19 protein-coding genes and 3 riboswitches are annotated in these 25,326 nt (G+C 70.5%); of the genes, 5 read left to right on the forward strand and 14 right to left on the reverse strand.

The genetic code is table 11. From position 1 onward, the window contains the following. Positions 1–67 precede the first annotated feature (67 nt). Positions 68–251, forward strand: a riboswitch (cobalamin riboswitch). A gap of 107 nt (positions 252–358) precedes the next feature. Then, a complete protein-coding gene (gene cobN, locus G9Q41_RS08970) occupies positions 359–3,973 on the forward strand; it encodes a cobaltochelatase subunit CobN (RefSeq protein ID WP_165632355.1) in 3,615 nt (1,204 codons plus the stop codon). 440 nt (positions 3,974–4,413) lie between these two features. Here the strand turns inward: cobN and cobA are convergent, their stop codons facing one another. The 12 genes from cobA to G9Q41_RS09030 form a co-directional block, all read right to left on the reverse strand. Then, positions 4,414–5,637: a uroporphyrinogen-III C-methyltransferase gene (gene cobA / locus G9Q41_RS08975; protein WP_092522385.1), complete on the reverse strand. Its 1,224-nt coding sequence runs from the start codon at positions 5,635–5,637 to the stop codon at positions 4,414–4,416. A gap of 81 nt (positions 5,638–5,718) precedes the next feature. Then, complete coding sequence (locus tag G9Q41_RS08980) at positions 5,719–6,789, reverse strand: nickel transporter (RefSeq protein WP_165632356.1); 1,071 nt, start codon at positions 6,787–6,789, stop codon at positions 5,719–5,721. 74 nt (positions 6,790–6,863) lie between these two features. Continuing rightward, positions 6,864–6,986: riboswitch (cobalamin riboswitch) on the reverse strand. Between the two features lie 152 nt (positions 6,987–7,138). Then, positions 7,139–7,558, reverse strand: a complete 420-nt coding sequence (locus G9Q41_RS08985; protein ID WP_242687248.1) for a GNAT family N-acetyltransferase — start codon at positions 7,556–7,558, stop codon at positions 7,139–7,141. A 332-nt stretch (positions 7,559–7,890) separates the two neighbouring features. Beyond that, complete coding sequence (locus tag G9Q41_RS08990) at positions 7,891–8,430, reverse strand: GNAT family N-acetyltransferase (RefSeq protein ID WP_165632358.1); 540 nt, start codon at positions 8,428–8,430, stop codon at positions 7,891–7,893. 157 nt (positions 8,431–8,587) lie between these two features. Next, the gene (locus G9Q41_RS08995; RefSeq protein ID WP_165632359.1) at positions 8,588–9,688 is read right to left on the reverse strand and encodes an alanine--glyoxylate aminotransferase family protein; all 1,101 of its coding nucleotides are present in this window, start codon (positions 9,686–9,688) and stop codon (positions 8,588–8,590) included. A 214-nt stretch (positions 9,689–9,902) separates the two neighbouring features. After that, positions 9,903–10,682, reverse strand: coding sequence for a cobalamin biosynthesis protein (locus G9Q41_RS22305; protein WP_207630758.1), 780 nt, complete (start codon positions 10,680–10,682; stop codon positions 9,903–9,905). Beyond that, positions 10,679–11,887, reverse strand: a complete 1,209-nt coding sequence (cbiE, locus tag G9Q41_RS09005; protein ID WP_092522914.1) for a precorrin-6y C5,15-methyltransferase (decarboxylating) subunit CbiE — start codon at positions 11,885–11,887, stop codon at positions 10,679–10,681. Before cbiE ends, G9Q41_RS22305 begins: the two co-directional genes overlap by 4 nt. A gap of 227 nt (positions 11,888–12,114) precedes the next feature. Continuing rightward, positions 12,115–13,854 (reverse strand): cobalt-precorrin-4/precorrin-4 C(11)-methyltransferase, encoded by a 1,740-nt coding sequence (locus G9Q41_RS09010; protein ID WP_165632360.1) that lies wholly within the window; start codon positions 13,852–13,854, stop codon positions 12,115–12,117. Between the two features lie 242 nt (positions 13,855–14,096). After that, a complete protein-coding gene (locus tag G9Q41_RS09015) occupies positions 14,097–15,503 on the reverse strand; it encodes a cobyrinate a,c-diamide synthase (protein ID WP_092522395.1) in 1,407 nt (468 codons plus the stop codon). Continuing rightward, positions 15,497–16,111 (reverse strand): cob(I)yrinic acid a,c-diamide adenosyltransferase, encoded by a 615-nt coding sequence (cobO, locus tag G9Q41_RS09020; RefSeq protein ID WP_165632361.1) that lies wholly within the window; start codon positions 16,109–16,111, stop codon positions 15,497–15,499. The genes G9Q41_RS09015 and cobO overlap by 7 nt, the downstream gene beginning before the upstream one ends. Before the next feature lie 270 nt (positions 16,112–16,381). Continuing rightward, a complete protein-coding gene (locus tag G9Q41_RS09025) occupies positions 16,382–18,598 on the reverse strand; it encodes a VWA domain-containing protein (protein WP_165632362.1) in 2,217 nt (738 codons plus the stop codon). Positions 18,599–18,634: 36 nt separating this feature from the next. After that, positions 18,635–18,803: riboswitch (cobalamin riboswitch) on the reverse strand. Positions 18,804–18,847: 44 nt separating this feature from the next. Continuing rightward, positions 18,848–19,327 carry a GNAT family N-acetyltransferase gene (locus G9Q41_RS09030; protein ID WP_092522401.1) on the reverse strand — a complete coding sequence of 160 codons (480 nt, stop codon included), beginning with the start codon at positions 19,325–19,327 and terminating at the stop codon, positions 18,848–18,850. 168 nt (positions 19,328–19,495) lie between these two features. Here G9Q41_RS09030 and G9Q41_RS09035 point away from each other — a divergent pair, with 168 nt between their 5' ends. Further along, on the forward strand, positions 19,496–20,497 hold the full coding sequence (locus G9Q41_RS09035) for an adenosine deaminase (protein ID WP_347567496.1): 1,002 nt from the start codon (positions 19,496–19,498) through the stop codon (positions 20,495–20,497). Between the two features lie 93 nt (positions 20,498–20,590). On the opposite strand, the gene G9Q41_RS09040 is transcribed toward G9Q41_RS09035, so the two are convergent. Then, entirely contained in the window at positions 20,591–21,397 is an 807-nt protein-coding gene (locus G9Q41_RS09040; protein WP_092522403.1) for a serine protease, read from the reverse strand. A 344-nt stretch (positions 21,398–21,741) separates the two neighbouring features. Between G9Q41_RS09040 and G9Q41_RS09045 the strand changes: the two genes are divergently transcribed. After that, positions 21,742–22,377: a LysE family translocator gene (locus G9Q41_RS09045; RefSeq protein WP_165632363.1), complete on the forward strand. Its 636-nt coding sequence runs from the start codon at positions 21,742–21,744 to the stop codon at positions 22,375–22,377. A gap of 129 nt (positions 22,378–22,506) precedes the next feature. Here the strand turns inward: G9Q41_RS09045 and G9Q41_RS09050 are convergent, their stop codons facing one another. Continuing rightward, positions 22,507–23,337, reverse strand: a complete 831-nt coding sequence (locus tag G9Q41_RS09050) for a serine protease (RefSeq protein ID WP_165632364.1) — start codon at positions 23,335–23,337, stop codon at positions 22,507–22,509. A 350-nt stretch (positions 23,338–23,687) separates the two neighbouring features. Here G9Q41_RS09050 and G9Q41_RS09055 point away from each other — a divergent pair, with 350 nt between their 5' ends. After that, positions 23,688–24,527 carry a DegV family protein gene (locus tag G9Q41_RS09055; RefSeq protein WP_165632365.1) on the forward strand — a complete coding sequence of 280 codons (840 nt, stop codon included), beginning with the start codon at positions 23,688–23,690 and terminating at the stop codon, positions 24,525–24,527. Positions 24,528–24,730: 203 nt separating this feature from the next. Further along, positions 24,731–25,276: a YbhB/YbcL family Raf kinase inhibitor-like protein gene (locus tag G9Q41_RS09060; RefSeq protein ID WP_092522411.1), complete on the forward strand. Its 546-nt coding sequence runs from the start codon at positions 24,731–24,733 to the stop codon at positions 25,274–25,276. The last annotated feature ends 50 nt before the right edge of the window (positions 25,277–25,326 follow it).

Below are 25,326 nucleotides of genomic sequence, written 5' to 3' on the forward strand. Positions count from 1 at the left end.
GGAAGTGTGCCACGAAACACGCCGGGGAACGGGCTTCGTCACGTCGGCTTGACTGGAGATCGGCCCGTTCCCGAAACTGGACGGCGTATCCGCGGCGGTGACGGAGGAAGCCGGTGTGAATCCGGCGCGGTCCCGCCACTGTCACCGGGGAGCGAACTCCAAGCACGGTCACTGTCGAACGACGATGGGAAGACCGGAGGGAGCCAGGATCCGGGAGCCAGGAGACTCCTGCCGCCGCGACCGTCAGCAAAGGGGCGAGGACCCCTGGGAAGGTTCCTGATGCAGCGTACGACCGCGCGTGCATCGCGCGCCTGTCCTGGTCGACCGCCCCGGTTCTCGACGCCGAGGAGCGAGTCGCATGATCCTGCTTCTGTCCACCTCCGACACTGACCTGCTCAGTGCGCGGTCCAGCGGCGCCGACTACCGGCTGGCCAATCCGGCCAGACTCGGCGCGCAGGACCTTCCGGAACTGCTCGAGGGAGTCGACCTCGTGGTGGTGCGGCTGCTCGGCGGCCGCAGGGCCTGGGAGGAGGGGTTGGACTTCCTGCTCGCCGGCCCGCGGCCCGTCGTGGTGCTCGGTGGCGAGCAGCAGCCCGACGCCGAGCTCATGGAGTGCTCCACAGTTCCCGGCGGCGTGTGCGCCGAAGCGCACGCCTACCTCGCCCACGGCGGCCCGGAGAACCTCGAGCAGCTGCACAACTTCCTCTCCGACACCGTCCTGCTGACCGGCCACGGCTTCGCGCAGCCCGCCGAGACCCCGACCTGGGGGAGGCTGGACCGCACTCCCGGCAGGCAGGACGGCCCCACAGTGGCCGTGCTCTACTACCGGGCCCACCACATGGCGGGCAACACCGCCTTCGTGCACACCCTCTGCGAGCAGATCGAGGACGCGGGCGGCCAGGCGATGCCCCTGTTCTGCGCCTCGTTGCGCACCCCCGACCCCGAGCTGCTCGAAGCACTGCGCGGCGCGGACGCGCTCGTGGTCACCGTGCTGGCCGCAGGCGGGAGCAAGCCCGCCGTGGCCACGGCCGGCGGCGACGACGAGGCCTGGGACGTCGGGGCGCTCGCCCAGCTGGACATCCCGATCCTGCAGGGGATGTGCCTGACCAGCAGCCGTTCCGCCTGGCAGGACAACGACGAGGGTCTCTCCCCGATGGACATGGCCACCCAGGTGGCCGTTCCGGAGTTCGACGGCAGGTTGATCACGGTTCCGTTCTCGTTCAAGGAGAACGACTCGGAGGGCCTTCCCGTCTACGTGGCCGACGCGGAGCGCGCGGCCAGGGTCGCCGGGATCGCCGTGCGGCACGCCCGGCTCCGCCACGTCCCGCCCGAGCGGAAGCGGCTCGCGCTGATGCTGTCGGCCTACCCCACCAAGCACGCCAGGGTGGGCAACGCGGTCGGCCTGGACACGCCGCTGTCCGCCGTGCGGCTGCTGCGCGCTCTCGGGGAGGCGGGCTACGACATCGGCCCCGCTGAGGGACCGGACGCTCTTCCCGGCGTGGCGGCGCAGGACGGTGACGCGCTGATCCACGCGCTGATCGCCGCGGGAGGCCAGGACCGGGACTGGCTGAGCGAGGAGCAGCTCGCAGGCAACCCGATCCGCGTGCCGGCCAAGCGCTACCGGGAGTGGTTCGACTCCCTGCCCGAGTCCCTGCGCTCCGACATCGAACAGCACTGGGGCCCTCCGCCCGGAGAGCTGTTCGTCGACCGCTCGCAGGACCCCGAGGGCGAGATCGTGCTCGCGGCGATCAGGGCGGGCAACATCGTGCTCATGATCCAGCCCCCGCGGGGCTTCGGGGAGAACCCGATCGCGATCTACCACGACCCGGACCTCCCGCCCAGCCACCACTACTTGGCCGCCTACCACTGGCTGACCGACGACTTCGACGCGCACGCGATGGTGCACCTGGGCAAGCACGGCAACCTGGAGTGGTTGCCGGGCAAGACGGCCGGCATGTCCGCCTCCTGCGCCCCGGACGCCGCCATCGCCGACCTGCCGCTGGTGTACCCCTTCCTGGTCAACGACCCCGGTGAGGGGACCCAGGCCAAGCGCAGGGTTCACGCCACGCTGGTGGACCACCTGGTCCCCCCGATGGCGCGCGCGGAGAGCTACGGCGACATCGCGCGGCTGGAGCAGCTGCTCGACGAGCACGCCAACATCACGGCGATGGACCCGGCGAAGCTTCCCGCCATCCGCAGTCAGATCTGGACGCTGATGCAGGCGGCCAAGCTCGACCACGACCTGGGGTTGGAGGAACGTCCGCACGACGCCGAGTTCGACGACATCCTGCTGCAGGTCGACGGCTGGCTGTGCGAGGTCAAGGACGCCCAGATCCGCGAGGGGCTGCACGTGTTCGGGGACCCGCCCGCAGGCCAGGCCCGGGTCGGGCTGGTGCTGGCGATGCTGCGGGCCAGGCAGATGTGGGGCGGTCAGCAGGCCGCCGTGCCCGGGCTCCGCGAGGCCCTCGGCCTCTCCGAGGACGGTTCGGAGGCGCGGGAGCGCGTGGACGACGTCGAGTCCCGCGCCCAGGCCCTGGTCGAGGGCATGGAGCAGCACGAGTGGCGCGCCGAGGCGGCCGAGACCGTGTGCCGGTCGGTGCTGGGCGAGGACCCAGGACAGGTGGTCGAGGTCCTGCAGTTCGCCGCGACCGAGGTCGTCCCGCGGTTGAACGACACCACCGACGAGATCGGTTCCACCCTGCACGCGCTCGAAGGGGGCTACATCCCCTCCGGTCCGAGTGGTTCCCCGCTGCGCGGGCTCGTCAACGTGCTGCCGACCGGACGCAACTTCTACTCGGTCGACCCGAAGGGGATCCCGAGCAGGCTGGCCTGGGACACCGGCTACGCCATCGCGGAATCGCTGCTGGACCGCTACCGCACCGACAACGGCGAGTGGCCCGGATCGGTCGGCCTGTCCGTGTGGGGAACCAGTGCGATGCGCACCTCCGGCGACGACATCGCCGAGGTGCTCGCCCTGATCGGTGTGCGCCCCACCTGGGACGACTCCTCGCGCCGGGTCAACGGGCTCGAGGCCGTCCCGCTCGAGGAGCTCGGACGTCCCCGGGTGGACGTCACCGTGCGCATCAGCGGGTTCTTCCGGGACGCCTTCCCGCACGTGGTCAACCTGATCGACGACGCGTTCCAGCTGGTCTCCGATCTCGACGAACCCGACGAGTGGAACTTCGTCCGCGCGCACACCCGTGCCGACATCGCCGAGCACGGGGATCGACGGCGCGCGACCACGCGGATCTTCGGCTCCAAGCCCGGCGCCTACGGCGCGGGGATGCTGTCGCTGATCGACAGCCGCAACTGGCGGGACGACTCCGACCTCGCCGAGGTCTACACCGTCTGGGGCGGGTTCGCCTACGGACGCGACCTGGACGGCGTCGCGGCCAGGCAGGACATGGAGAACGCCTACCGCCGCATCTCGGTCGCCGCGAAGAACACCGACACCCGCGAGCACGACATCGCCGACTCCGACGACTACTTCCAGTACCACGGCGGCATGGTGGCCACCGTGCGCGCGCTGACCGGGGACTCCCCCGCGGCATACATCGGGGACAGCTCGCGCCCCGATTCGATCCGCACCCGTTCGCTGCACGAGGAGACCTCCCGGGTCTTCCGCTCCCGGGTGGTCAACCCGCGCTGGGTCTCGGCGATGCGCGAGCACGGCTACAAGGGTGCTTTCGAGCTCGCGGCCACGGTGGACTACCTGTTCGGCTACGACGCCACGACCGGCGTCGTCGGGGACTGGATGTACGAGAAGCTCGCCGAGACCTACGTCTTCGACGAGCAGAACCAGAAGTTCCTCACCGAGTCCAACCCGTGGGCGCTGCACGGCATCGCGGAGCGGCTGCTGGAGGCGGCCGACCGTGAGCTGTGGGCCGAGCCGGACCCGGAGACGCTGCAGGGGCTGCGGGAGGTCTACCTGCAGGTCGAGGGTGATCTGGAGGACGGACCGGGCGAGAGCTGACCGGGGCTCTCCCCGCCCTCCCCTGTCGTGGGCACTCGCTCGGCGAAACCTCCCGAGGTCTCGTGAGCGGGTGCCCCGACGTCGGGAGCGGTTCGCACGACGTCGGGGCCGTCCTCGCGGGATCCCCCGCGGCGGATCCGGTCAGCTCGGGTGGCGCGTTTCTGCTCCGCCGCGCCGGAGAAAGCCCCGACTCCCCCAACAGCCCGGCCGGAGAACATCCACGGCGGCCCCGTGCATCCACAACTTCCAGTTCCGGGAGTTCCGCATCCCGGACGCTCGCCCCATGCTGGGAGCGTGTTCGACGAAGTTCTTCCGTTTCAGGGGCTCCCCACTCCCCGAGGAGCGTCCTGCACGACATCGGCTCCGTCTCCGCGAGGAACCCGGCCGACGGCCGAACCGGCAGCGGGAGGCGTTCGAGACCGAACGCGAACCCGCGGGGGTCAGGCGGGGCGTTCGGGGGCCAGCCCCGCGACCGCACCGATGACCACCACGGCGGGCGGTTCGATCCCCGCCCCTTCCACGGCGTCGGCTATTCCGTCCAGCGTGCTGCGCAGCGTCCGCTGCCCCTGCATGGTGCCCTCCTGCACCACCGCGACCGGTGTGCTCGGTTCCCTGCCGTGCTCGAGCAGCACGTCGGCGAACTCGCGGATCCGCTTGACGGCCATCATCAGCACGAGGGTCCCGTTCAACCGGGCCAGCGCGGGCCAGTCGACGAGCGACTGCTCGTCGTGCGGTCCCACGTGCCCGGAGACCACGACCACCTCGTGCGCCACCCCCCGGTGCGTCACGGGGACGTCTCCGATGGCGGGAGCCGCGAAGGCGCTGGTTATCCCCGGCACGGCCGTCACCGCGACTCCGGCCTCCACGCAGGCGAGCAGTTCCTCGAAACCGCGCCCGTAGACGTACGGGTCACCGCCCTTGAGGCGCACCACGAACTTGCCCGCCCTGGCCCGGTCGATCAGCATCTCGTTGATCACGGACTGGTTCGCCGCACGTCCGTAGGGGATCTTGGATGCGTCGATCACCTCCACGTGCTGCCCGAGCTCCTCGAGCAGCTCCCGCGGGGCGAGCCTGTCGGTGATGACCACATCGGCCCGCCCGAGCAGCTGACGCCCGCGGACCGTGATCAGGTCAGGATCCCCCGGACCACCGCCGACCAGGGCCACGCCCGGTTCGTGCGGTTCCACGTGCTCGTCGATCACGCCGGTGCGCAGCGCCTCGGACAGTGCTTCCTTGACCACCGCGGACCTTCGGTGGTCTCCCCCGCCGAGCACTCCGAGCAGCAGCCCGTTGTGCTCGGCCACCGCCGGGGTCACGGCCGTTCCCCGCGCCGCGTCGTCGGCGCGCACGCAGAACACGCGGTCCTGCTCCGCCTCGGCGACCACCCTCGCGTTGACCTCGCTGTCCGAGGTGCAGGCCACCGCGTACCAGGCACCGTCCAGGTCACCGCTGTCGTAGGGACGGCGATGCCACACCAGCTCTCCCGATTCGGCCATGCCCTCGACCGCCGGCGTGGCCTCGGGGGACACGACCTCGATCCGCGCCCCCGCCTTGAGCAACCGGGGGATGCGGCGTTGCGCCACGGTTCCGGCCCCGACGACCACCACCCGCTTGTCCTGCAGGTCGAGTCCGGCGAAGTAGTGATGTTGACTGTGCGAGCTCATCTGGGTAGTCGTTCCTGTCGATCTGCACCCCCGGCGACGTCGGCGGGGTCGCGGTACAAAGCTGTCGCTGTTCGCGTTCGGTCAACGCGCACGGGCGCGCGCGGAGCGCGGGGTCCTGGTCCCGAAGAGCCTCCACCAGAGCGCGGCGCCTCCCCATGTTGCCATGAAAGCCGCCAGCGTCAGATACCCGAGAAGCTCGAAGTGATCACCGATACCCGCCACTGCTCCGGCCGGTGACACTCCGAGCTCGGCCAGCACACCGGCGAGCACGACGACTCCGATCACCGCCGCCAGCCCCACGGTCAGCGCCGTCGTGGCGACGTTCACCCAGAGCCTGCGCACCGGCCGCGCCAGCGACCAGGTGTAGGCACGCGACATCAGCATCCCGTCCACGCTGTCCACTGTGCACATTCCCGCGGCGAACAGCAGCGGCAGGCTCAGCAGGGGCAGGGTCGGCACCTCCGCTGGCGTCACGAGGGCGAGCACGGTGATCTCGGTGGCCGTCTGCATCCCGAGTCCGAACAGCAGGCCGATCACGAAGAGGTGCCACGAGCTCCCGATGAACGCGCGCATCCTGCCGCGCAGCACCCGGGCCAGCAGGCCACGCCTGCCGAGGACCTCCTCGACCTCGGAGTCGTCGACCTCCGAGGTGCGCGCCCTGCGCAGCAACCGCACCGCGTCCTTGAGCACCAGCGCGTTGAGCACCGCGAGCGTGCCCAGCACGATCACCACGAAGGCGTCCACCAACAGCGCGGTGTGCGCCCCGAAGCTCTCGGCCCAGCCCTTCGCCGTGACACCGGCGACGAAGGCGACGACCACGGCGAGCAGCAGCACCACGCTGGAGTGCCCCAGGGCGAACCACATTCCCGTGGACACGGGGCGTTTACCGCGTTGCATGAGCAGGCGGGTCGCGTCGTCGATCACGGCGACGTGATCGGCGTCGAAGCCGTGGCGCAGTCCGAGCACGTAGGCCGCCGTTCCGGCGGCGGCCAGACCGCCCGCCGCACCGGGCGAGCTCTGGTAGAGCAGGTAGCCGCCCCAGCCCAGCAGGTGCAGCAGGGCCAGCGCCAGGAAGACCAGCGTCACCCTGCCCCGCTGGCCGACGGCCCGGCGGCCGGGTTCTCGTGCGACGGGCTGTTCGGCAGAAGTCATGCGTGCGGACCTCCTGGGTCTCCTCGCCCGAGGGATCGGTTCCGCGCGTCGCGGTTCGGCGCGCGGGCCGCAGGGAGTTTCCTGACTTCCGGATCGACGCGTCACTCCCGCCTTCCAGCTCGACTGAGCCGTGGCCTGATGGGAGCCGCTTCCCGGTCACAGTGGCGGGACCGTCTCGGAGTCGCACCGAGTTCCTCGCCGTGCGGCGCGGAGCATCCTCACCCGAACAGGGGCAGGAGGTCAATCATGGTGAACTTCCTCACCGGGGGCGCGGCATCGACGCAGGGTTCGGCGTGATTCTCGGCGCACCGTGATCGCGCCGTGCGACGGGGTCGCGGCCGGCTCCCGGTCAGGTGAGATCGCGCCGCATGCATCCGCGGTCCCACCTGTCGAGGCCGTGGGCCGCTTCGCGGGCGCGGAGCTCTCGCAGCCCCGGAGTGATCTCGGATTCGGACAGCCACCGGAATCCGCACCGGAGGTAGTACGGTCCGTTCCAATCGACGTGGCGGAACGTCGTCAGGGTGAGTGCGGGCAATCCACGGCGGCGTGCCCAGTCTGCTAGGTGCTCCACCAGGGCGACGCCGAGCCGCTGGTGGGCGTGGTGAGGGTGGACCGAGACCTGCTCAATGTGGGCGCAGCCGTCAAGAACCCGCGCGAGCAGGTAGGCGGCGACCTGCTCGTGCCGGTCGATGACCCACGCGTGTCCGGCTTCGGCGAACCCTCGCAGTTCCGGAAGGGAGGGCGGGTCGTCATCTGCGACGGCGTCCATGCCCAATTCACGGAAGGGCTCACCGGCAGCTCGTTCGACGGCTTGCAGTGCTGGGAGGTCGGACGTTGTCGCGGGACGCACCACTGTGACGATCCTAGTACTCCACCTCACCCGATTTCCGACTCTTCCAGCCGTCCCGATGACACCCGCCCGGGTGCCGAATGGGGCGCCCGCGGACGGTGCTGGTCATCGTTGAGGGCCAGTCCGGCTCCTAACGTGATGAAGATGCTCCCGGTGGCTGCGTCGAGGCGACGGCGGAGAATCCGCTCTTCGTGTGAGCACTTCCGCACGGCTCCGAGGCACGTTCCTCGGCCCCTGCCCGGCGTCCTCCTTCAGGAGAGCGGATGCGACCAGCGCCGCAGCGGGATCAGCCGTCCCGCGAGTTCGACGTGACGCTCGACGACGTCCGGAGTCCAACCGTGACGCTGGTAGAAGTCCGCCGCGTGATCGTTTCCCTCGAGGATCCAGAGCACGGCACGGGTGAAGCCGTGGTCCGCGAGATGCCCCAGGGCGGCGTCGTGCACGGCACGTCCCGCTCCGCGCCCCAGCCACTGCGGGTCGGCGTACAGACTGACGAGCTCGCCGGTCCGGTGTTCGGGGTAGGCGTCGCGCTGCGGGACGCGTACCGGGGAGACACCGCTGAACGCGGCGATCGTGTCGGCGCGACGGGCGAGCAGGATCGCCCTTTCGGGTACCGGACTAGCGAGCAGCTCGCGATAGGACCGGGCGATCTCGTCGGAGTCGAGCTCGGTGAGCGCTTCCTCGGGGACGAGATTCCGATAGGCACTGCGCCAGCTCGCGACGTTGATGCGCGCGATCGCGGGGACGTCGTCGACCGTCGCCCGCCTGACCGTCCAGGAAGGTTGCTGCATCTGACCGGCTGCTCCTACGTGAACGGTGCAGTGTCGAGCGATTGCCGTGTCCGGCTGCTCGACGCCGGCGACCGCCTGAAGAGGAGCGTACCCGTCCGGGCCGTGTGCTCGCACCGCTTTTCCGGCCGAGCACACGGCCCGCCGGATCACCCGAGCTTCACCGGCCGAGCACCTTGCGCAGCGCGCCCAGCAGCATCTCGACGCGGTCGAGGCGGGCGTTGTTGCCCATGAGGCCTATCCGCCACACGCTGTTGGCGAACTGCCCCGCACCGCCACCGATCTCGATGCCGTAGTCGTTCAGCAGCTGCTTGCGCACACCGGCCGAGTCCACGCCCTCGGGGACCCACACGCTCGTGAGCTGGTGCAGCCTGCTGCCCTCCGCGGCGAACAGGTTCAGCCCCATCTCCTGCAGCCCCGCCTGGAGGGCTTCGCCTGCGGCCCGGTGCCTTTCGGTCACCACCGGCATGCCCTCCTGCAGGATCCGGCCGAGAGCCGCGTGCAGGGAGGCCACCATAGCGGTGGGAGCCGTGTGGTGGTACGCGCGACCGCCCGAGCTCCCGCCGTTCACGTAGTTGCCGATCAGCCCCAGGTCCAGGTACCAGGTGGTCGGCTTCTCCACCCTGCGCTCCCAGGCGCGCTCGGAAACCGTGAACGGGGCCAGTCCCGGCGGCACTCCGAGGCATTTCTGAGTGCCCGCGTAGGCGACGTCGACGTTCCAGGAGTCCAGCTCGACCTGCTCACCCCCGATCGAGGTGACGCAGTCGACGAGCAGCAGGGTGCGCTCGCCACGTTCGCGCAGGGCAGCGCCGAGACCCGCGATGTCGCTGCGCACCCCGGTGGAGGTCTCGGCGTGCACGGCCGCGACCAGCGCGGGGTCGGGGTGCGCGTCGAGCACCCGCTGGATGTCCACGGGCTCGCCCCACTCGTGGTCGACCCGGACGACTTCGGCGCCGTAACGGGACGCGACGTCGCACATGCGCTCGCCGAACAGACCGTTCACCGCTACGACCACGACGTCACCGGGACGCACGAAGTTGACGAAAGCCGCCTCCATGCCGATGGAGCCGGTTCCGGACAGGGGCAGCGTCCGCGAGTTCTCCGTTCCCCAGACGGTCCGCAGTCGGTCCCCGGTCTCGTCCAGCAGCGTCAGGAAATCGGGGTCCAGGTGACCGAGCAGTGGGGCGGCCAACCCCGCGGTGGCCTCCGGGTACGTGTTCGACGGGCCCGGGCCCAGTAGGGAGCGTTCAACCAGTGCCATGACTTCCACCCTAGGCACACCTGCCCAGCACAGCGGGCTGCACCCACTTGACGGGAATCCTGCTGCACAAAAGGGTTTCCGTAAGGCGAAATAAGGATTTCACGAACCCCGTGCGCAAAAGTGTTGAGAATGTCACAGGAAGACGAGAGGTGGCAGGGCCCCGGCACGCGCGATCGGGGACAGCAGCAGGTCAGCCGCGGGACTGGTGCACCTCTCAGCAGGAGGCGGGAGCGGGAGTTCGCGCGACGGCCAAGGTCACCCCGGAGACCACCGCCTTGGGCAGCACCAAGCGGGGACCGCCATCGCCGACCTCGGAGGCGGCTCGCAGCGCGGCCGCCTCCGCGACGCCGGCGGTTCCGAGCGCGCTCCGCGCGGAAGCGCTCGGGCTCACCACGGGGACAGCGGAAAGCACTTCGGGCGCGTACCCCCGCAACGGCGGCTCGCCGTCGACGCCGCGAGCCAGGAAGTACTCCCGCAGCGCCGCGCGCAGACCGGGCTCCCGCGCCCTGCGGTCCACCGTGGCCACCGCACGAACCGCTCGGGGACGCGGCCCGAGCAACTCGTCCAAACCGGCCAGAGCGGCCGATGCCGTCCCGGCGGCGACACCGCTGGATGCACCGATCCCGAGCACGAGCCCACGAGGAACGAGCCGGACCGTCCGCTCGTCTCCGGTGCCCCCGGTGAGGCCGACGTCCCCCGGGAGACCGGCGTCCCCGGTGAGGTCGGCGTCCCCGGTGAGGTCGGAGATCACCACGTTCCACGATGCGCCCTCCACCCGCTCCGCGGTCCCCGCGCGGACGAAGCGGTCCACCACGTACCCGCCCGGGTTGTGCACCGCTACCGGAACACCACGCGCGAAAGCCGCGAGGCACCCGTCCAGATCACCCTCGACCTCCGCGTCGAGCGACTCCGCCAGCGCACGTGGCCCCGCGAGGCCACCCTCCCCGCTCAGGAGCCCGGTTCGCGTTCCGGGGCCCGCGCGGTGCTCGCTCACCCCTGATCGTCCGCGCTTCGGAAGCCGCGCAGCAGGACCACGGGGTCGCGGGCGGTCAACCGCGCCGAGCCGTCCTCGAGCTCGGACAACCGATTGGCCGCGAGCTGCACACCCTCCACCCGGTAACCGGCCTTGCGCAGCACGTCCCTGCTCGCCGCCACCCGGTCGAGCTCGTTCAGGGCGAGCACCACCCGCTCCGCCCCCACGTGGGCGCAGGCGGTGAGCACCTCCGAGTCGGGAGTGCCGACGAAGACGGAGTCCGGTTTGGGCAGCTCGCGCAGCACGCCGGGAGCCGCGCCCTCCACCACGCGCACGTCCACGCCGTGCGCGGTGGCGTTGGAGACCAGTCGAACGACCTGGGCCTCGTCCGATTCGACCGCGATGCCGGCAGCCCCCATCCGGGCGCACTCCACTGCCACGGAGCCCGATCCGGCCCCCACGTCCCAGACCAGGCAGCCCGGCCGCGGCGCCAGTCCGGCCAGGGCGACCGCACGCACCTCGGAGCCGGTGATGGTGCCCTCCCGGTGGGAGAAGTCCTCCTCCGGCAGAGCCCACCCCTCGGGAGGAACGGGTTCACCGCCACCGTGCCAACCCCGCTCGGGGACGGCGTCGGGGTCGGTCACGCAGAACACGACGTTGGGTTCCAACCAGGTCCGCTCCGCCGCCTCGGCGGGCTCCACCGTCGTCACTCGTTCGTGTTTTCCGCCGAGGTCCTCCCCGACGACGAGAGTGCGCCGCCAGCCGCGCAGCCCCGCCCCCAGCTGGGCCGGGCCCGCGCCGGAGGTCGTCAGCACCACGACGGCGGAACGGGCCCGGCACACGTTGAGCGCACGGCGCACACCCCCCACGCGTGCGCTGATCACCGCGGCGTCGTCCCAGGAACGCCCCACCCGCGCCATGAGCCGCTGAACGCTGGACAGCGCGGGCAGCACGGCGCATCGCAGCCCCTTGTCCCGCAGCGCCCGGACCGCTCCGAAAAATCCCGGATCGCCGGAAGCCAGCACCACCCCCGTCTCGTCACCGGCGAGCGCGGACAGCGCGCTCAACGCGGGTCCGAAGGACCCGAGCTCGACGGTTCGCGCTCCTTCCGGAGCGAGAGCGCGCAACTGCCCGCGGGATCCCACGACCAGTTCCGCGGAGTTCAGCAGCTCTGCCGCGCCCTCAGGCAGCGGGCCGTCGTCGACTCCGATCACCGTGACCGTCACGTCGCACTCTCCGTCCGAACGCTCGTCGTTACCGAAAACAGAACCTCCGCTTTCCGCGGACTCGCGGCAGGCGGGCCCGCGGAAGTTCACCACTCCGGTCTCCGGACAGGAGACGCACGTGGTGCGCAACAGCACAGCACGGAATCACCTCGTCGGCACGATCACGGCACCGAGCTGCGGCCCGGGAGTCGCCGACGTCGTCGTGCCGGTCGAGGAGTCAGCTCCCGCTACTCGGAACTTCCGGATGCGGGGCGCTGGGACGACTGTCCACTCCGGGAGGAGCTCTCCTCCGAGTCGGAGGTGCTCGTCTTGCGCTGGTTTTTGGTCCGGCCAGCCGTCTTCGTCCCGGCGGACTTGCCGGAGGACCTGGCAGCTCCGGTCCTGCTCCCCGCTTTCGAGCTCTGCTGCTTGGTGGAGGACTGCTGTTTGGCTCGTGAACCGCCCGAGTTCCGCTTCCCCGAGCTCCGGTGGGGCGGGGCCTGGCCATCGGAATCAGTGGTCTCGGAATCAGCGGTCCCGAAACCAGCGGCCTCGGAACCAGTGCCGCCGGAGTCCACCGCGGTGCTGTCCGCATAGGACGGATCCGTCGACCCGGCGGCGGACTCCGCAGTCGGAACCTCGGTCGCGGCCGGTTCGGTCCCGGCGCTGACCTCGGCACGGTCCTGCTCAACGACATCCTGCTCCGCGACGGCTTCGGCCGACACCTCCTCCGCCGCATTCTGCTGCCCGGAAGCTGCCTCGTCCACTGGACTCACCTGCGCGGGCGACGTCCGATCCGGGGTGTCCCCCGAGGTCTCCCCCGGCGCCGCGGCGGGAGCGTCCGGGCCCGCACGCGCAGTTCGGAACCCCTCGAGCACTTCCGGATCCTGCGAGGTGGTGAACAGGTCGGGGGCCTGGGTGTCGGGCTCCGTCCGTCGGCCGTGACTGCCCCGAACGTCGGCCCTGACGATGCCGTCCCGTGCGTTCCGCTGCCAATCACGCACCGCCCACCAGGCCACCTCGGCCTCGGCGCGGGAACCGCTGCGCTGCTCGTCACCACGCGCCCGGGACAGCAGGGCGTCCTCGCCGGACCCGGCCCCGGAGCGCCGGCGGGACTCCGCGGAGGAATCGGTCCTGCCCTGCTCACCGCGCGGGAAACGGCGTCCGTCCCCGTCCCTGCGGGAGGTCGTGGAAGCGGAGGCCCCCGTTCCCGTCCCGGGGCCCCACCTGGAGCCCGCGGAACCGTACGAGCGGGAGCGCGTGCTGGTCGGCTGCAAGGCGTGCCCGACGAGGAACAGGGTGTGCCGCCAGAGGCGGTGCCGCTTCACGAGGTCGGCCACCTCACCGAGGGTCGTCCGCAGCACCAGCTCGTCGGGACAGGTGACCTTGTAGGCGACCACGACCGGGACGTCGTCCTCGTAACCTCCCGCGCGCAGCCGCTCCACGAGCTGCCCGGCACGGGACGCGGAAACGGACAGCGCCATCGTCGCGCCGTGCGCGGCGAATTCGCGCACCTCGCCCGTCCCGGGCATGGAATTCCAGTTCCCGTCCGGTTTCCCCAGCCAAACGGAGCACTCCTCCGCCGAACCGGTGAGCTCCCTGCCCACGGAAGCGGCCGCGGCCGAATGCCCGGACACCCCGGGAACAACCTCGACCGCGAGCTCCATGCGGGAGCAGGCGTCGTACTGCTGCTGCACCGCGCTCCACAGCACGGCGTCGCCCGTGTACACGCGGGCCACTCTGAGCCGCTCCCGCTCGGCCCTGCGACACACCTCCAGCACTTCCTGGGAGCTCGACCCGGTGGTGTCGATCAACTCCGCGTCCCCGCGGACGTGCTCACGCACGCACTCAGGAGAGATCAGGCTCGGAGTCCAGAGCACGATGTCCGCCTCGGCGATTCGCCGCGCACCACGCAGCGTCATCAGGTCGGCCGCACCGGGCCCGGCCCCGATGAACGAGACCACCCCGGTACGTGTCCCCTGAGTCATGCGATCGCTCTCCTCTCCCCACCTCGCGGTGCAACTAATACCACTGGAACCGGTGCCACGGGTCGTCCCCTGGAACACCCCGGTCGGCGTGCGGCATCTCCGCCTCACCCGTTCCCGTGACGTGTCCGGAGTGGACGACCACTCGACCGTACCGTCACGATCCGCCGTTCGGTGGACGCGCCGGGTGGCCGGGAGAGCACGCCCCCTCAGCGTTCGCCGCTCCGTCGAGCGCGGAGCGCTCGCTACGTCGCGCAGGCCCGCACGAAGCGGGACACCGCGTCGGGTTGCCCCACCGGATGAGTGTGCAGGTAGGAGGCGTGAACCCCACCGCTGACGAATCCTTCGGCCACCACCCCGTCCGCACGCCAGTACCAGGCCGGGGCGGAGACGTCCGGTTCCCGCAGCGCGGTCCTGTGGAACTCGTGCCCCGTCACGCGCTGCCCCTCCCGGAACAGCACGGAATCGGTAGCGGCGACGGCCGCGCGATACCCCAGGGTCAGGTTCGGCGACATCTCCGCGGAGACGTCGATCACCCCGCACAACGGGTACCCGTCCAAGCTGCGCGCCAGGTACAGCAGCCCCGCGCACTCCGCGTGCACGGGCATCCCCGCGGCCACGAGCTCGGCCACGTGCTCGCGCAGCGCGACGTTGGCGGACAGCTCGGCGACGTGCTGCTCGGGAAACCCGCCGGGCAGTACCAGCCCCGTCGTCCCCTCGGGCAAGCTCTCCGCGCTCAACGGGTCGAAGGGCAGCACCTCCGCGCCCGCCGCGCGCAGCAGCTCCACGTGCTCGGTGTAGCCGAAGGTGAACGCGGCTCCGCCCGCCACGGCGATCCGCGCCCCCGCACCGCGGGCACCCCCGGCGTCGCCGATCGCCTCGTCCGGGGACCAGGGCTTCGCCGACAACGCGGGCGCCGTTCCGGCAAGCGCCGCCACCGCGTCCAGATCGACCCCGGCGGCAACGACCTCGGCCATGGACTCGACCGCTCGCACCGCCGCAGGACCGTGCTCGGCGGCGGTGACCAGACCGAGGTGGCGGGAGGGCACCTGGACGTCCTCGTCTTTCCCCAGCACGCCCAGCACCCGGATGCCGACCGCTCGGGCGGCCTCGCGCAGCACCTGCTCGTGCCGCTGCGAGCCGACCCTGTTGAAGATCACCCCGGCCAGCTGCAGCTGCGGGTGGAAGGAGCGGAACCCGTGCAGCAACGCCGCCGTGCTGTGGCTCTGCCCCTTGGCGTCGACCACGAGCACGACCGGCGCGTCCAGCAGGGAGGCGACGTGCGCCGTCGACCCGAAGGCCGGGACCTCGTCGGCAGAACCAAGCCTGCCGTCGAAGAGCCCCATGACGCCTTCGATCACCGACAGCTCGGCGGTGCGCGAACCGTGCGCGAACAGCGGTGCCATCGACCGCTCACCGACCAGCACCGGGTCGAGGTTGCGTCCGGGAGCGCCCGAAGCGATCGTGTGATAGCCGGGATCGATGTAGTCGGGGCCGACCTTGAACCCCGCCACCTCCGTCCCCCGCTCGCGCAGCGCCGCCAGCAGTCCGGTGGCCACGGTCGTCTTGCCGTGGCCCGATCCGGGAGCCGCCACGACGAGGCGGGGCGATTCCGACTCCGAACCCGTGGTCGAGACCGAAGCGCTCACCACTCGATGCCTTTCTGACCCTTCTGCCCGGAGTCCATCGGGTGCTTGAGCTTGCCGGTCTCCATCGCCAGGTCGGCCGCGTCGACGAGTTGCTGCGGCGCGTAACGACCGGTGATGACCACGTGCTGGAAGCCCGGACGATCCCGCAGGGTCCGCACGACCTCCTCCACGTCGACCCAGCCCCAGTGCAGCGGATAGCTGAACTCGTCGAGCACGTACAGATCGTGCTGCTGCTGCCCGATCCGCCGCGCGATCTCCTGCCAGCCCTCCAGCGCCGCGGCCGCGTGGTCCTGCTCGGTGCTCTTCTTACGCGTCCACGACCAGCCCTCGCCCATCTTGTGCCACTCGACGGGACCGCCCTCGCCGGTCTCCTCGTGCAGCCTGCCCAGGGCGCGGAAAGCGGATTCCTCCCCCACCCGCCACTTCGCGGACTTGACGAACTGGAACACGCCGATGGACCAACCCTGGTTCCAACCGCGCAGGGCCATTCCGAAGGCCGAGGTGGACTTGCCCTTCATGGAGCCGGTGTGCACGGCCAGCAGCGGCCTGTTGCGCCGTTGCCGCGTGGTCAGCCCGTCGTCGGGCACACTGCTCGGTTTTCCCTGTGGCATTGTCGAGTCTCCAAAAAATCGACGCTCGTCTTCGACTTCGTTGACGCGGACCGGTTCACCGGGTCCGGCCGGAGGATCACGGGCCCGTTCCGCGAACGGGCGGAGCTGGACGAGCACGCGGACGAAGAGCGCCCTCGCACTCAACCGGGCTGGGGTAGCCGGGAGCGCGAGGGCGCCGTAGTCCATCTCTGGGGGCCAGATGGACACTGCCGACCATACCAGTGGACGAGTCGACTCCTCGCCGACCGACGCCCGCGCGTCGGCCGAGGATCACGCGGGCACCGGGCCCGCGGTTCGTGCTGCCCGGACGACACCGGCCACGTTGTCGGCCGAGAGCTCGGACAACTGCAGGTTGGGCGCGCCCAGCCCCCGAGCGAGCCTGTCGGCGAGACCGAGTCGGATCGGCCCGCTCTCGCAGTCCACGACCACCGAAGCGACACCGAGCTCGGCCAGCATCCCGGCCGAACGCAGCGCGTCGTCGACCGCCTTGCGGCCGCGGTTGGCCTTCTCGCCTCCCGAATCCACCCCCACGGTGGCCTTGCCGTCGGTGAGCACCACGAGCAGGGGACGTCGCTGCGGATCGCGCATCCGCTCGGTGCGAATCACCCTGCGCGCGGTCAGCAGACCGTCCGCGAGGGGGGTCTTTCCGCCCGTGGGCAGCTTGCGCATGCGCGCGGCGGCGGTGTCCACCGAAGAGGTCGGGGGCAGCGCGATCTCGCCGGAGGTCCCGCGAAAGGTCACGACCCCAACCTTGTCCCTACGCTGGTAGGCGTCCCGCAGCAGCGCGAGCACCGCACCGCTGACCGCCGACATCCGTTCCCGGGCCGCCATCGACCCCGAGGCGTCCACCGCGAACAGCACGAGATTGCCCTCGCGGCCCTCGCGGACACCGTGCCGCAGGTCCTCCGGACGCAACCGCAGTCCGGGGCCGCTCCTGCCGCGGGCGCACTGATGAGGGGCTGCCGCGGCCAGAGTGGCCTGCAGGTGAACCCCGTGCCCCTCCACCGCGGAGGAGCGCACCACCTGCCCGGCACGGGAGCGCGACCTGGACCGCCGTCCCGGAGCCCCCTCCCCCAGACCGGGGATCTCCAGCATGCGGGCCCGGAAGTCCGGCTCCGTGGCCCCGGAAGTGCGCTCCTCGGGAGCGCTTCCGGAGCCGTTGCCGGTTCCGCTCTCACCGGAGGGGCCTTCCGAGGGAGCGTTTCCGCCCGCGCCTCCGCCCGGGCCCTCGTCGGGACCGTTCCCGTCCGGGGAACCGCCGACGCCCCCACCGGGACCGTCGTCCTCCGGCCCGTCCCCGGGGTCCTCGTTCCCGCCGGAACCGTCCGAACCGGACTCATCGGTCGAACCTCCCGGATCCGCCGTGCCGTCCGCGCTCGCCTCCGCCGTTCCCCCGGTGGTCTCGCCCTCGGCGGTCTCGCCCTCGGCCGTCTCCTCAGCCTCGACCTCCGCCGCGGCGTCCTCCAGGGCCTGCTGGAGCTGCTGCTCGTCCATGCCCGGCTCGTCGAACGGGTCCCGCCTGCGCCTGTGCGGCAGAGCCAGCCGCGCCGCCGCCTCCACATCGGCCGCGGCGACCGCGTCCACACCGCGCCAGGCCGCGTGCGCCACGGCGGCGCGAGCCAGCACCAGATCGGCGCGCATCCCGTCCACCTCGAACGAAGCGCACACGGAAGCGATTCGCCTGACCTCGGAAGAAGGCAGCTCGACGGAGTCCACGCGGGCACGGGCGTCCGCGATCCGCCGGGCCAGTTCGGCGTCGGACTCGGCCCACTCCGCGGAGAAGCCTGCAGGATCGGCGTCGAACCGCAACCGTCGACGCACGACTTCGGTCCGCGTCTCCACCTCGCGAGAGGCCGACACCTGGACCGTCAGGCCGAAGCGGTCCAGCAGCTGGGGACGCAGCTCGCCCTCCTCCGGGTTCATGGTGCCGACCAGCAGGAAGGACGCCGCGTGCGACAGGGAGACCCCTTCGCGCTCGACGTGGGCCCGCCCCATGGCCGCGGCGTCGAGCAACAGGTCGACCAGGTGGTCGTGCAGCAGGTTCACTTCGTCGACGTAGAGGACTCCGCGGTGCGCCGCTGCCAGCAGACCGGGCTGGTAGGCGCGCACGCCCTCGGTCAACGCGCGTTCCACGTCCAACGACCCGACCAGCCGGTCCTCGGAGGCGCCCACGGGAAGTTCCACCAGCTGGGCGGCACGCCGCGTTCGTCCGACGTCGCCGTCGTGGGGACCGTCGGGACAGCGCGGGTCCGGGGCGGAAGGGTCGCAGCCGAACCGGCAGTTCTCCACCACGTCGACGGCGGGCAGCAGCGAGGCGAGCGCGCGGACGATGGTGGACTTGGCAGTGCCCTTCTCCCCGCGCACCAGCACACCGCCGATGCGGGGGTACACCGCGTTGAGCAGCAGCCCCAAGCGCAGATCGTCGTGCCCGACAACAGCGGAGAACGGATAACGCACGGTCGACGAGGTCGACGTGGCAGCGGTCATCGCCGGTATTCCTTCCTAGGGTCTCGGACGCCCCTGGTTGCGGAACGAGGCAACGGCAGTGTCCTGACTCCCGGATCGACGCGCTCCTCCGGCCTTCCCTGGGCAACCCCGGTGGCACTCGTGCGGGAGAACCGCTACCCGGTCACAGTGGCGCCGGCCGTGCCGGATTCACACCGGCTTCCTGACCGTTGCTCGCTTGGATCAACGTGCATGGTCGCAGAAGCGCGCTCGGCGACCAAGCGTCGTGAGCTATCTCGTTAGCCCGGTCACTCTCTCCGGATCCCGGTGCATGTCGACGTGCGGGATGCCGTCCTCCTCGTAGTGCTCACCGTGCTCGAGGAAGCCGAACGAGCGGTAGAAGTCGACGGTCTGGGCCTGCGCCGAGAGCACGGTGGACGACTTGCGCACCTCGGCGACCGCCGCGTGCATGAGCTTCTTGCCGAGCCCCATGCCGCGAGCGCTCTCGGCCGTGCACACGCGTCCGATCCGGTAACTCCCACCCGGTTCCTCGAGCAGACGCAGGTACCCGAGCACCTGGGTCCCCCCGGCGTCGATCCAGAAGTGCCTGGTCGCTGTCTCGAGATCGCGCCCGTCCAGCTCGGGATAGGGGCACTGCTGTTCCACGACGAACACGTCCACCCGCAGCCGCAGCATGCGGTAGAAGTCCTCGGGGGCCAGATCGGCCGTGTAGGCGCGGTGCACTGCGGTGGCGAGAGGCTGCAGATTCACCCTTACCTGCCTATCACACCTCCTGCGCCGAACTCCGATGCGCCGCCGCTCCGGTCCGCGCCGGGGCCCTGACCGCTCGGAGTGCCGTTCGACTCACTGCCGGTACGCCCGCGGCTGATCGACTGTAGGGTTGTCCACTCGGCCGGTCCGCCACAGGAAGGAGACCAGGTGGCTCCCGAAACACCGACGACCTCGACGCTGCCCAAGGCCGAGCTGCACGTGCACATCGAGGGAGCTCTCGAACCGGAACTGACCTTCGACCGGGCGCGGCGAAACGGCATCACCCTGCCCTACACCGATGTCGAAGACCTCCGAGGACGCTACGACTTCAGCAACCTGCAGTCGTTCCTGGATCTCTACTACACGGGCATGAACGTGCTGCGGCGCGCCGAGGACTTCACCGCGCTGGCCGACGACTACCTCGACAGGGCGGCGCACCAGGGGGTCCGCCACGCCGAGATCTTCTTCGATCCGCAGGCGCACACGACGCGGGGCGTGTCGCTGGAAACCGCGCTCGACGGTTTGGAGGCCTCGCTGTCGAGCAGTCGGGAGCGTTTCGGCGTCAGCACCGGACTGATCGCCTGCTTCCTCCGGGACCGCGGTCCAGCGGAGGCTGAGCGCATGCTCGACGAACTGCTCGAGCACTCGCATCGCATCATCGGCGTCGGGCTCGACTCGGCCGAGCTGGGATATCCCCCCGCCGACTTCGCGAACGTGTTCGCCCGGGCCCGCGAGGCGGGACTGCACCTGGTCGCGCACGCGGGCGAGGAAGGCCCGGCTGAATACGTCTGGCAGGCGCTGGACGTGCTCGGCGTGGAGCGCATCGACCACGGGATCAGGTCGGTCGACGACGAGGAGCTCGTCCGGCGGATCGCCCGGGACCGCGTCCCCCTGACGGTGTGCCCGCTGTCGAACGTGCGTCTGCGCTGCGTGAACACCCTCCCCGAGCACTGTCTGCCCCGTCTGGTGGATGCCGGGGTCCGCACCACGATCAATTCGGACGACCCGAGCTACTTCGGCGGCCACGTCGGGGACAACTTCGCGGCGATCGAGCGCGAGCTCGGTTTCGGCGCCCGGGACCTCCGGGAGTTCGCGCTCAACTCGGTCGAGGCCGCGTTCCTGCCCGAGTCCGAGCGCGACCGGTTGCGCGGGCAGATCCAGGCCGGTTGATCGAGGTTCTCCGTTCGGCGCGGGCGCGACTTCGAAACGAGCACTCGAACCGATGGTCGCGCTCCTCCTCGACGACTTCGGGCGGTCGCGCGTTCACACTCCGGCGATCTCGTCCGCGTACCGCGCGAGTCTGGTGTAGACGCCGGGGAACCCCGAGCGCGCGCAACCGTTCCCGTAGGAGACCACCCCGACCAGCCTGCCTCGCACGATGAAGGGACCACCGGAATCGCCCGCGCAGGCGTCCTTGCCACCTTCCGAATACCCGGCGCAGAACATCCCGCCGGAGTCGAAGGACTCGTAGGCCCGCGCGCACCGGGAGTTCGCCATGACGGGCACGCGCACCGAGCGCAGCACCGGCGAGGCCGGCTCCGACTCCCCGGTGCGCCCCCAGCCGTAGACTGAGCCGGTGGTCCCGGGGGCGTACGGCGTCTCCTCGGCCGCCCCGACCATTTCCACCGGTCGGGTGGCCACCTTCCGGCTCAGCGTCAGCACGGCCACGTCGAATCCGCTCGTGAAGTGCTCGTACCTGGGGTGCCGCCAGACGCGTTCGACCTCGACCGACTGCCCCGCCCCGGTGCGCAGGTCCTTCCTGCCGAGCACCACGCTCAGGTCCCGAACCGACCGGGGAGATTCGCCTCCGGGAGTCATCGTGCAGTGCGCAGCGGTTACGACCTTGTCGGCCGCCACGAGCGTGCCGCCGCAGAACTGACCTCCCGAGCGGTCGGTGAGCGCGGCCACCCACGGTGCCTCACCGACCCGAGTGGCCTGCCCTCCGACCACCCGCGCCCGGGTTCCTGCGTGCTCCGTTCCCGAGGCGGCAGCCACGGCCGCGTGCTGCGCTCCGCTCACCAGGAGGACGGCTGCGAGCGCGAGAACGCGGAACAACGTTGCCTTCGACACCGCACGGCACCGTTCGCGGCCAAAGCGCAACCACTGTCACCCCACTCCGAACGTGTCGTACCAACGGCGGACTGTATCCGTCTTGTCGTGCTGCTCACATGAGGGACAGCTCACTGCTGGGCAGTAATTTTTTTCGTTATCATGGTTTCCGGTCGGAAAAGTTCCCGCTCATTCGCGACCAAAAGAGCTTTTCTTTTCCAGTAAGCATGCTGCTGCGGTACGAACCCCGACCCTGCCGAGCAGAAGATCACCCGATCGCGTGAGCAAGGCGCCCGCGCACGGGTGAACTTCCGCTCCCGGAACCGGTACTCGGATCGCGTCACGCCGTGAACGAAAGGAACGCCATGCTGTTGGATGTCGGCACCCTCCCGGCCTTCATGCTGGCCAGCGCGGTGGTCATACTCACACCGGGGGTGGACACCTTCCTGCTGCTGCGTACCTCGGTGCGATTCGGCACGCGTCCCGGAATCCACGCGCTGGCGGGCATTCACACGGCGAGCCTGATACAGGTGAGCGCGGTGATCTCCGGACTCGGCGCGCTGATCACAAGCAGGCCGGAGGTTCTGTCCGTGATGAAGTGGGTCGGTGCCGCGTACCTGGTGTACCTGGCGATCAGCATCCTCCGCGGGCTGTGGCTGACCCGCAAGGAGGCCACGGCGGCCTCCACACCGGAGGCGGAGGTGCGCCCCGAGGCGAACCCCTACCTGCGTGGCCTGCTGAGCAACATCACCAATCCGAAGATGTTGCTGTTCAGCCTGGCCTTCCTCCCCCAGTTCGTCGGTTCGGCCAGCAACCCGGCGATCCAGCTGGCGGCGCTCGGGGTCGTGTTCCTGCTGCTGGCCGCCGTCTGGGAGTTCACGATCGTGCTCACCGCCTCCCGGGCAGCGGAGAGACTGCGCAGGCCCAGTTTCCGCAACTCGCTGGACCTGGTGAGCGCGATCGCCTTCCTCGGGATCTCCGCGGGGCTGGTGGCCGGGTGAACCACGCGAGGTCACACGCCCCCGCGAAGACGTCCTGTCGAGCAGCGGGACTACGGGGCCTTCCGGCTGCGGCGGCGCCGGAACGCCGCACCACTTCCGCCGAAGCACCAGCCTGCCCGGGGGAACCGCTCAGGAGAGCTGGGCGCGGACCTGGTCGGCGTAGCTGGCCATTTCGGTGTAAACACCCGGCTTCCCGGGGCGCGCGCACCCGATGCCCCAGGAGACCACGCCGATGAGCTTGCCCCCGGCCACCAGCGGGCCTCCCGAGTCGCCCTGGCAACCGTCCACTCCCCCTTCGGCGTACCCGGCGCAGACCATGGCCCCGGGCACGAAGTTGCTCCCGTAGGTCTGCCCGCACTCGGAGTCCGCGACCACCGGGACCGTCGCCTTCCGGAGGATGTCCGAGGGTCCTCCTCCCTCGGAGGTGGCACCCCACCCGAGGACGGTGGCTTTCGTGCCCGGCTCGTACAGCGCGCCGTCCTCGTCACCGGCCAGTGGCAGGCTCGCCCGTGAGAGCGAGTCCCGCAGGGTCAGCACCGCGACGTCGGCCCCGCGGTACGGATCCGTGTACTCCGGGTGCACCCAGATGCCGGAGACACCGGTCACCGTCCCCGCCTGGGTGTTCTTGTCGGTACGTCCCGCCACCACCCGGATCCGGTCCGGTTGTTGATCGGCCACGCAGTGGCCCGCGGTAACCACCTTGTCGGGAGCGGCTACGGCGCCCCCGCAGAACTGCTTGCCCGCGGCGTCCACCAGGTAAACCACCCACGGGTGATCGGCCACGTCGGCTGGTTCTCCGCCCACGACGGGAGCTGCGGCCGAGGACCTCGCCGTGTCCCCGGGCTCGGAAGCCGTGTCCCCGGGCTCGGAAGCGACCGCGCCCGCGGGCACGAGAAGCGCCCACAACGCGGTGACGATGAGCAAAGTCGCGGAACGATGGCGCCACACTCGTTGTCGCATTCCACAGCTCCCTGCCGCCGTCCAACCACGATGCGGAACTTCCGCGCGGGAGGCTCGTCCACCGGGTTGCCGAGTACCGCTCTCTCCCCGTGACCGGGCTGTTGTCGACAGTGTCCACGACGTACGCGAACCAAGCGCGCCAGCGAACCGAAAGTGGACGCTTCCCACTCGATCGTGTGATAAAGGATCTCCTTCGGCAGCGCAGCGTGCCCTCACGGGGCAGCACGCGAATTCCGGGCTGCACCAGCACGAAGACCCCGCACCGAGGCCTCGGAGCCGCAACCGGACCACTACCGAAGCCTTACCCCTGTGTCACTCGATCGGACCATCGAAGCGCTAATCTGGATCTCGTGCAACATGTGGCGATCGTGACCGACTCGACGGCATCACTCCCCCAGGACCTGGCCGCGCACTGGGGGATCTCGGTGGCCAGCATGCAGCTGCGAGTCGGCGACGAGCTCACCCGGGAACCCCGCGTGTCCACCGACTGGTTGTTGCGTGCCATGCGGAACGGAGTCCCGGTCGAGGCCAAGGCACCGGCCCCGGACACCCTGCTGCAGGCCTATCAGCAGGCATGGCACGACTCGGCGACCGCCGTCGTCTCGCTTCACGTGTCCAGCAGGCTCTCCCCTGCGACCCAGGCGGCCCTCCAGGCCTCGACCCACGTTCCGACCCCGGTGCACATCGTGGACAGTCAGTCCTCCGGAATGGCCCTCGGCTTCGCGGCGCTGGCCGGTGCCCGGACGGCCGCGGCTGGCGGCTCCCCGGCCGAGGTGTGCGCCACGGCACAGCGACGTGCCGCGCGAACCCAGGTGATCATCTACATCGACGACCTCGAGTACCTGCACAGGGCGGGGTACATCGGGAAAACCGCTGCCTACTTCGGCTCCAAGATGGCGGTCAAGCCACTGCTGACGGTGCGGGACGGCGAGGTCGAACCGATGGACAAGCTGCTCGGCTCCGAGCGCGCGGTGGGCAAGGCAGTGGACCGCGCGGTCGAGCTGGCGGGCGAGGACCCCGTGGACGTGGCGGTGGAGCACTTCGCCGCCCCGAACGACGCGGAGGAGCTGATGACCGCGCTGAAGCGGAAAATCCCCCGCGGGGAGGAGTTCGTCCGGACCCGGGTGAGCACCGCCATCGGAGCCAATGTGGGCCCCGGAGCGCTGGCCGTGACCATCTCGCCACACTGATCACCACGCTGATGGCCGATCGCGGTCCCGTGCCGACCGCCCGGGAGACGACGCGGCGCACTCGCGAATGACCCCGGTGCCGGCGGGGAATCCCCGAAGGACGGCCCACGGGACACGTCAATAGAGTGGACCCGGCCGATCTCTCCGAGCTGGAGACGGCCGCGGCGCACCGAACTCACGAGCGACGAGAAAAGGGAGGGTCCATGAGCCTAGAGCGTCCCATCGATCCCGATCCGTACAGCCTGCTTCCCGAGATACCCTCCTTCACGGTCAGCTCCACGGACGTGACGGACGGCCAGCCCATGTCCAAGGCGCAGGCCTACGACGGCATGGGAGCGGGCGGGAGCAACATCTCGCCACAGCTTTCCTGGCACGGTTTCCCGGAGAGCACGAAGAGCTTCGTCGTGACCTGCTTCGACCCGGACGCCCCCATCCCGGGCGGGTTCTGGCACTGGGTCCTCGTCGACGTCCCCGCCTCCGTCACCGAACTGGCCACGAGCGCGGGCGACCGCAGCGGCAACGGGATCCCGGCGGGCTCCTTCCACGTGCGCAACGACATGGGCGAGCGCGCCTTCGGCGGGGCCGCCCCGCCGGAGGGTGACCGGCCGCACCGCTACTACTTCGCGGTCACCGCGGTGGACAGCGAGAACCTCGGAGTCGACGAGAGCGCGACTCCGGCGGTGGTCAACTTCATGCTCGCCTTCCACGCCGTGGGTCGGGGAATGATCGTGCCCACCTACGCGCACTGATCGAGGTTTTCCACTCGGGTCGGTGGGGTTTTCGGTTGACGGCCCCACCG

Origin of the sequence: Actinopolyspora sp. BKK2, assembly GCF_011291845.1 — a bacterium.
In the GTDB taxonomy this organism is placed as follows: domain Bacteria; phylum Actinomycetota; class Actinomycetes; order Mycobacteriales; family Pseudonocardiaceae; genus Actinopolyspora; species Actinopolyspora saharensis.